An 8643-nucleotide genomic window follows, 5' to 3' on the forward strand; every position below is an offset into this window, starting at 1 on the left:
CCGCCCGGCCACCGCTGCGGCAGTTAATGCTTCGTGCCGCAGCGGTGGCGGCGCCTAGGGTCGACCTCGACATGCAGGACTTTCCTCCCCGGATCGCGACGTTCTTCACCGGCACCGACGTCGCCCCCACCCCGGACCCCGACACCCGGTCGCCCGCGGCGTTCCTGCGGTGGATGCTGCGACAGCAGTGGCAGGTCATCGCGCTGTCGACGCTGTCGTGCCTGCTGTGGCTGCTGCCCCTGACCTTCGGCCCCTACATCTTCGGTCGCGCCGTCGACGACGGCATCCTGGCCGGCTCGACGAGCGCCCTGCTCGGCTGGGCCGGGGTGATGCTCGCCGTCGTCCTGGTGGGCGGCGTCTTCGGCGTCGTGTTCCACACGCTGGTCGTGCGCAGCTGGCTGATCAGCCTCTACGGCACGACCCAGATGGTCACCCGCAAGGTCGCGCAGATGGGGCACGTGCTCCCCCGGCGATCGCCGACCGGCGAGGTGCTGAGCGTCTCCGCGAGCGACTCCGACGAGTTCGGCGCGCTGACCGAGATCCTCGCCCGGTCCATCGCCCAGCTGGTGTCCTACCTGACGGTCGCCGCGATCGTGCTGACGATGTCGCTGCAGCTCGGCGTGGTGGTGCTGGTGGCCGCCCCGGTCCTCGTGGTCGCCGCGATGCCCCTGCTGCGACCGCTGCACCGCCGCCAGCAGGTCGAGCGCAGCCGCAACTCCGAGCTGACCTCGCTCGCCACCGACATCGTCGCCGGGCTGCGGATCCTGCGCGGGATCGGCGGGGAGGACACCTTCGGCCGCAACTACGCCACCCAGTCGCAGCACGCCCGCAAGGCCGGCGTCTCATCGGGGATCTGGCAGGCGGCGGTCGAGGCCGTGGGCGTCCTCTTCTCCGGGATCTTCCTCGTCACGCTGGTCTGGCTCGGCACCCGCCAGGTGCAGGCGGGCGAGCTGACGGTCGGCCAGCTGGTCAGCTTCCTGGGCTACGGCCTCTTCATGGTCGGCCCGATCCGCACCTTCTTCGAGCTCGCCCAGAAGACCACCCGGGCGCTGGTGAGCGCCCGCAAGGCGATCGCGATCTTCGAGCAGCGGCCGCCGTGGCGCGACCCCGCCGACCCGCAGCCGCTCGACGGCAGCCGCGAGATCGTCGACGACCTCAGCGGCTTCACCGCCCACCCCGAGCTGCTCACCGTCGTGGTGAGCGCCGTCCCCGAGCAGAGCTCGGCGCTCGCCGACCGCCTCGGCCGCTACCTGCCGCCCGACACCGACCCCGTCGGCGAGGACGACGGCGACGGCCTCAAGGGCCGTGCCGCCCGTCGTGCCCGGGCCGACCGCGAACGCCGTCGCGCGCGCATCGCCGCGCGTGACGAGGAGGCCGCCACGCGCGAGTGGGGCGTGCGGCTCGGCGGTGTCGACCTGTCCGCCGCCCGCCTCGTCGACGTACGACGCCAGGTGCTGGTGAGCGACACGAGCAGCAGCCTGTTCGCCGGGACGTTGCAGGACGCGATCGACCCCCACGGCACGCTCACCCGTGAGCAGGCCGAGCACGCGTTGCGGGTCGCCAACGCGGAGGACGTCTACGACGCACTGCCCGAGGGGTGGCAGGGCCAGCTCGACGAGCGCGGCCGCGGCCTGTCCGGCGGGCAGCGCCAGCGGGTCGTGCTCGCCCGCGCGCTGGCAGCCGACGCCCCGGTCCTGGTGCTCGTCGAGCCGACGTCGGCCGTCGACGCGCACACCGAGGCCCGGATCGCCGAGCGCGTCAGCGAGCTGCGCGGCGGCCGCACGACCGTCGTCTGCACGGTGTCCCCGCTGTGGCTGCACCACGCCGACCGGGTCGTGCTGCTGCGCGACGGCCAGGTCGTCGCCGAGGGCGACCACGCCGACCTGCTCGCCCACGACGCGGCCTACCGCAACGTCGTCGTGCGCGCGATGGACGAGGAGGTGCCCTCGTGACCGACCTCCTCGCCACCTCGCCCGACACCTGGCGCGACCGCACCCTCGACCCGCCGGTGGTCCCGCCCGAGCTGGCCCCGCCGACCGACGCCTCGTGGGGCGAGCGGTGGCACGCCTTCCGGCAGCGCCACGACCTGCGCCGTCAGCGCGCCGAGGACGTCTACTCCGCGTCGCGCAACCCGGACCGGGGCTGGCCGGTGGCCGGCAACAAGGAGGTCCTCGCCTTCTTCAAGGACCTCTTCCGGACCCGACGCCGCGCGTTCGCCGCGCTCGTCGTGCTCAACGCGCTGGCCGCCGGCGCCGGCCTCGTCGTGCCGCGGCTGCTCGGCGAGCTGGTCAACACGACGGTCGAGGGCACCGGCCGGCCGCTCGGCCAGCTGGCGCTGGTGATCGTGGGCGTCGTGCTTGCGCAGGCGGGCTTCACCTTCGTCGCGCAGCGCACGTCGACACTCTTCGGCCAGGACCTGCTCTCGACCGCGCGCGAGTTCATCGTGCGGACGATCCTGCGGCTGCCCCTGGGCGCCGTCGAGAGCGCGAGCACCGGCGACCTCGTCACCCGCGTGACCCGCGACGTCGGCACGATGAGCCGCTCGGTGCAGTACGGCGTCCCGATGGCGATCATCTCGCTGCTGACCGTCGTGATGTCGATCGGCGCGATGCTGCTCAACTCCGTCGTCCTCGCCGTCCCGGCGCTGCTGACCTTCGCCACCTCGACGTGGGCGGTGCGCACCTACCTGCGCCGCGCACCGAAGGCCTACATCACCGAGGGGTCGACGTACTCCCGGATCAACACCACCCTGACCGAGACCGTGGAGGGCGCGCGCACCGTCGAGTCGCTCGGCCTCTCCGGCAAGCGGGTGCGGGCCGGCGACGACGACATCGACGTGTCGGCCCAGGCCGAGCGCTACACGATGTCGCTGCGCAACATCCTCTTCGCGGCGCTCAACTTCGCCTTCCAGACCCCGCGCGTGATCACCCTGCTCGTCGGGGCGTACGCCTACTCCCGCGGCTGGGCCGACCTCGGGCAGATCACCGCCGCGGTGCTCTACGTCGAGGCGCTGGCCGACCCGCTCGACCGGCTGATCAGCGAGATCGACCGGCTCCAGGTCGGTGCCGCGTCGACCAGTCGGCTGCTCGGCATCGCCGAGGTCCGTCCCGACCGCACGGCCGGCGACCGGCTGCCCGACGGCATCGACCTGGTCGGTGAGGACCTCCGCTTCGCCTACCGCGAGGGCCACGACGTCCTGCACGGGGTCGACCTGCGTCTCGCTCCGGGCGAGCGCCTGGCCATCGTCGGGCCGAGCGGCTCGGGCAAGTCCACCCTCGGCCGGCTGCTGTCCGGCATCAACCGTCCGCGGACGGGGTCGGCCAGCGTCGGCGGGGTCGAGCTCGTGGACCTGCCGCTCGAGGTGCTGCGGACCGAGGTCGCCCTGGTCACCCAGGAGCACCACGTCTTCATCGGCTCGGTGCGCGACAACATCGTGCTGGCGCGCGAGGGCTCGACCGACGACGACGTCCGCGCCGCCCTCAGCGCGGTCGGCTCGCTGCTCTGGGTCGAGCGGCTGCCGCAGGGGCTCGACACGATGATCGGCTCCGGCCGCTTCGCGCTGACGCCGGCGCAGGCCCAGCAGGTGGCGCTCGCGCGGCTGATCATCGCGGACCCCCACACCCTCGTGCTCGACGAGGCGACCTCGCTCATCGACCCGCGGACGGCCCGCACGCTCGAGGGGTCGATGAACAACCTCCTCGAGGGCCGTACGGTCGTCGCCATCGCGCACCGGCTCCACACCGCCCACGACGCCGACCGCATCGCCGTCGTCATCGACGGGCGCATCGTCGAGCTCGGCAGTCACGACGAGCTGATCCGCCTCGACGGGCAGTACGCCGCCCTCTGGCGGGCCTGGACGTCCTGAGGCGTCCCGCGTCGACGCCTCGGGGGTGGCGGCACATCGCATCTTTGGACGGCCAGGTCCTGCAATCTGCCGCCACCCCAACCGGCGGGAGGTGGGGAAGGCGTCAGGCGGAGGCGGCCGCGACCTCGCGGCGCCCGGCCACCCGGTGCCACTGCCAGCAGCCCCACCCCAGCACCACGCACACGGCCGCCGCGAGCGCGAAGCCGAGCACGGAGCCACCGGCGTACGGCGCGACGACGGCGGCGCTGACCGCGTTGAAGACGAGCGTCACGAACGTCGACGCGGACATCACGGCACCGCGGCGTGCGGGGACCAGGTCGAGCATCAGCATCTGGATGTTGGGGAAGGCCAGCCCGTTGCCGAAGGCCACGAAGGAGATCCCGACGACGGCCCACGGAAGCACCTCGCCGGCAGGGGTGAGGGCGACGACCACGCCGATCGCGGCACCGGCGGTGCTCACGGCGTAGCCGAGGGTGACCAGCTGCGAGCTGGTGACCGTCCGGCCGAAGCGGCCGCTCACGAGCGAGCCGACGACCATCGATCCGATCATCGGGACGAAGAGCTTCCAGAAGTCGAGCTCTCCCTCCCCGAGCAGGTCGACCACGAAGATCGACGCGCCGCCGATGTAGAGGAACTGCGCGCCGAAGACCAGCGTGGCGGCCCAGGTCATCCGGTGGAAGGCGGGCACCCGCATCACCTCGGCGAGCCCGCGGAAGATCTCGCCGACGCGCAACGGCACACGGTTCTCGGGCGGGTGGCTCTCGGGCAGCAGGACCACCGAGACGATGGCCAGCAGCAGGGCGAGCGCGGCCATGAACCAGAAGACCGTCTCCCACGGGCCGACCTGGATCAGTAGTCCGCCCACGATCGGCGCGATCGCCGGCGCCACGCCGAAGATCACGGCGACCTGGCTCATCATCCGCTGGGCCCTCGGCCCGTCGAAGAGGTCGCGGATGACGGTGCGGCTCACGATGGTCGAGCCGCCTGCCGCCAGCCCCTGGGCGACGCGGCCCACGAGCAGCCACTCCAGCGACGGGGCGAACGCGCACGCGACCGAGGCGACGGCGTACACCAGCAGGGAGCCCATGATCACCGGGCGGCGACCGATGGCGTCGGAGAGCGGACCGTGGAAGAGGCTCATCGACGCGAACGCGAGCATGTAGGCCGTCACGACGAGCTGCAGCTCGGCGGACGACACCTCCAGCGCGTCGCCCATCTCGGCGAACGCCGGGAAAGGGGTGTCGATGCTGAACGGGCCGATCATCGACAGCAGCGCCAGCACGAGCGGGATGAACGCCACGACGCGAGGCGTGAGCACCGTCGGCTCCACCCGCTCCCCCGTCGTCACCCGGACATCACACCACCCGGGCGGAAGCCGGGCGGCATTGCGACGGCAGCGGGGGCCGGCCAGTGGCCGACCCCCGCTGCTGACTGACTCGAGGTCAGACGACCCTCCGTCAGCGCGACTGCTGCCCGCGGGGCGTGACGGTGACGACGGCCTCGTCGACCGACGACTCGTCTGCATCGCTCACCTGCACCGCGACGGTGTAGCTGCCAGGGGCACGGTTCGCGCGGAAGACGGCCGTCGGGCCGGTGGCGTCGTCGAACTGGCCGTCACCGTCCAGGTCCCAGGCGAACGTGATCTCTTCGCCCTCGAGGTCGAAGGACCCCGACGCGTCGAGCACAACCCGGGCACCGGGCTTGACCGTGTAAGGGCCTCCGGCGTCTGCCACCGGGGCCGTGTCGAGGCTCAGCCCGACGATGACCGGGTCGTGGTCGCTCGACCGGTAGGGGTCGGGCTCGTAGAGCGGCAGTGCTGACGACTCACGCTCGAAGGCTGCCTCGCCGATGTCCTTGACGTCGTCGTTGTAGTCGAGCAGAGGCACCTCGTCTGCATTGATCTTCCAGCCACCGGCACCGGTCACCTGATCGGCGAGCGACTCAGTGGCCAGCGCGTGGTCGAGGTGGCCGAGGAGGCCGTCGAAGACGTAACCGTAGGACTCCAGGCCCTCCTCGCGCACGAGCAGGTCGACGTAGCCGGCCGCCTCGAGCGTGGTGATCGGACGCTCCATGGAGTAGGAGTTCAGGTCACCGATGACCAGGTAGTCGGGGTCGCCGCTCCCGGTCGGGTCGGTGGCCAAGTAGTCCGCCAGCGCTGCCGCCGCCTGCGTACGGGTAAGGTCACAGTTGCCCGAACCGTCCTCCGGCGAGTCGTCGCCCGCGCCGCAGCCCGAACCCTTGCTCTTGAGGTGGTTCACCGCCACCGTGAACCGCTCGCCCGTGGCGATCTCGTCGAAGGTCTGGATCAGCGCCGGCCGGTTGGCCGTGTCGACGAACCGCGGGTCGTCCGCGCTGGTCAGCAGGTCGTACGCACCGACCGGGTTGACGGTCGCGGTCTTGTAGAGGAAGGCCTGCTTGATGGCGTCGGTGCCGATGAAGCCCGTCTCGATGTAGTCGTACGTGCCCGGCGCCGTGGCGGCGTTGAGCGCGTCGACGATCTGCTGGGTCGCGAGGCCCGAGTCGTTCTGGATCTCGATCAGACCGAAGACGTCGGCGTCGATGGTCTCCAGCGCCGCCACGATCTTGGCGAGCTGACGCTCCCGCTCCTGCTCGGAGTCGGCGCCGCGGCAGTCGTCGGTGCCGTCGGGGCCGCAGGTGCCGGAACTGTTCGACGAGGTGGTGTCCACCGTGGCGAAGTAGTTCAGCACGTTGAAGCTGGCGACCTTCAGGCGCCCGCCCACCGCGTCGGGCGCGGTCGGACGCGGGTTCACCACGTCGAAGGAGTAGTCCTCCTCGGGCAGGGGCCGCAGCTTCCAGGCACCAAAGGAGTACTCCATGGCACCGGTGAGACCGGTGATCGTGTCCCCGCCACGGAAGTAGTTGCCGGTGCTCAGGCCGGGCGTCGGGTAGTAGTAGGTCTCATTGTCCTGCGGACCGCTGGTGGCGTCGTTCTGGTCGTTGCTGGCGTCGTCGAGGACGATCCGGCGGGTCGCCAGGTCAGCCGTGAACGCCTGGAAGCCCTCGACGCTGGGCGCGTCGGTCTGCGTGTACTGGTACTCGCGCTCGTTCGCCGTGAGGACGATCTCGCCGAACTGCGCGAGCGCGAAGTACTCGCTCACCGCCAGCTTGGTGGAGATGGTCGTGACCATGCCCTCGACCGTCTCGAACGTGGCCGGCGCCTCGGTGGAGCCGCTCGCCGGCAGCGTCACGACGGCAGCGGTGGGCGTCGGCAGGTCCGAGCCGAGGACGTCGACCGACCCACTGGTGGCGTTGATCTGGGTGTTCTCGAAGAACTCGGCGACTGTGCCGACGACCTTCACCTGATCACCGGCGGCCAGGCCGCTCGGGCAGGCCGAACCACAGAAGACGTAGATGCCCTCCGACGTCGCTGCGGAACCGTCGGCGTCCGCGTCCTCCTCCTGCACGTAGAAGCCGTCGAGGACGTCGCGGCTGGTGATGAGCGACGTGACGACTGCCTCGACCTGGACGTCCTGGCCCGCGAGCGGCGAGGTGGCGCCCGAGCCCTGGACCTCAGAGACGAGGCTCGTCTCGAGCGGTTCGGAGACGGTGACCGTGACAGTGCACGTCGCTGTCGCGCCGTCGTCCGACGTGGCGGTGACCTGCACCGGGTAGGTGCCGGCAGCGGTCGTACCTGCTACGGACAGGGTTCCGGTCGCGGCCTGCCCGGCGGCGGCGGTCGCGGAGGAGAGAGTGATGCCCGCTACGGGGGCGGACGTGATGGCGAGGCCCGTGATGGCGCTGTCCGCGTCGGTGGCCGACAGCTGCGACGTGGTCGCTGTGCCGACGGTGGTGCTGACGGCGGTGGCGCAGGTGAGCACCGGGGCCGCGGGGCCGCCACCGCCGGGGGTCCCGGCGTAGGAGCCGAGCCCGTCGACGGTGTCGGTGGCGAATCCGTCCCACTGGACGGCCGGGTCGAAGACGTCGCTGCCGACGGGGTCCCCGCCGCCGACGGAGGCCTTGCGGCGGAGGGTGTTGTCCGCGGTGCTGGTGAGGCCGGTGCCCCACTCGGCGCCCGGGTCGAACCCGATCTGGCCGATGACGTCCAGGGTCGTGCTGGCCTTGCGCAGGGCGAGCGCGTCGTCGCCGTTCCAAAGGCCCGCGCCGCTGGTCAGGTCGGCCTGGGCGAGGATCGCGGCGTTCGCCTGCGAGGAGGCGATGACGTACACGTCGCCCGCCGCTAGCGTGCCGGTCAGCTGGAGGGTGAGGCCTGGGGTCGACGCCCCGTTCGAGAAGAGCTGGACGTTGTAGCCGCCCGCGGCGAGGTCGACGGCGGCGCCCGTGCCGTTGTAGATCTCGAGGGCCTTGTTGTTGCTCGACCCCTCGACGTACTCGGAGAAGTAGAGGTCCGTGGCGGCTGCCGCGGGCGGGGCTGCCGCGACCATGCCGGCGAGCAGCGCAAAGGGTGTGGCGACCGCGACGGCCGCCTTGCCCGAACCACGAACGGATGGGAGGGAAAGTCTGGGCAAGTCGGCCACGAGAGTCCTCTGTTGGAAGAGTGAGATTTCTCAAAGGCTAAGCCGAGCGGGTGAACTCTTGCTGGGCAGCATCAGTCCAAATTGTGAATTGATTTTGTCACATGTGGCCGACGTCAGAGCGACCTCGTCCACACGGCACCGGCACACTCGTCGTGACCTCGCCCGCACTGCTAGGTGAACATGCGCTGGGCTAGGAATTGCTGAAGGGTCAAGTCCCGTCAGGTGGTGTACGCCGCGTGATCCTCCGTGGGTCAGGCGGTGATGGCCTGCAGTTCGTGCACC

The 8643-nt window shown here is 71.2% G+C and carries 4 protein-coding genes; 2 read left to right on the forward strand and 2 right to left on the reverse strand.

Annotated elements, in window-relative coordinates; genetic code table 11:
- Positions 1-71: 71 nt before the first annotated feature.
- Together EUA06_RS19335 and EUA06_RS19340 are read left to right on the forward strand one after the other, a co-directional pair.
- Positions 72-1952: an ABC transporter transmembrane domain-containing protein gene (locus EUA06_RS19335; RefSeq protein ID WP_129478834.1), complete on the forward strand. Its 1881-nt coding sequence runs from the start codon at positions 72-74 to the stop codon at positions 1950-1952.
- On the forward strand, positions 1949-3865 hold the full coding sequence (locus EUA06_RS19340; RefSeq protein ID WP_129478836.1) for an ABC transporter ATP-binding protein: 1917 nt from the start codon (positions 1949-1951) through the stop codon (positions 3863-3865). The genes EUA06_RS19335 and EUA06_RS19340 overlap by 4 nt, the downstream gene beginning before the upstream one ends.
- 103 nt (positions 3866-3968) lie before the next feature.
- Here the strand turns inward: EUA06_RS19340 and EUA06_RS19345 are convergent, their stop codons facing one another.
- Positions 3969-5213: a multidrug effflux MFS transporter gene (locus EUA06_RS19345; RefSeq protein ID WP_207208440.1), complete on the reverse strand. Its 1245-nt coding sequence runs from the start codon at positions 5211-5213 to the stop codon at positions 3969-3971.
- 109 nt (positions 5214-5322) lie between these two features.
- Positions 5323-8361 carry an ExeM/NucH family extracellular endonuclease gene (locus EUA06_RS19350; RefSeq protein WP_129478838.1) on the reverse strand — a complete coding sequence of 1013 codons (3039 nt, stop codon included), beginning with the start codon at positions 8359-8361 and terminating at the stop codon, positions 5323-5325.
- Positions 8362-8643 lie beyond the last annotated feature (282 nt).

It is taken from the genome of Nocardioides glacieisoli, assembly GCF_004137245.1.
GTDB lineage: Bacteria > Actinomycetota > Actinomycetes > Propionibacteriales > Nocardioidaceae > Nocardioides > Nocardioides glacieisoli.

Bases quoted from the DNA above. Each gene is read 5' to 3' on its own strand.
- EUA06_RS19335 (WP_129478834.1), top strand. From the start codon at position 72: ATGCAGGACTTTCCTCCCCGGATCGCGACGTTCTTCACCGGCACCGAC.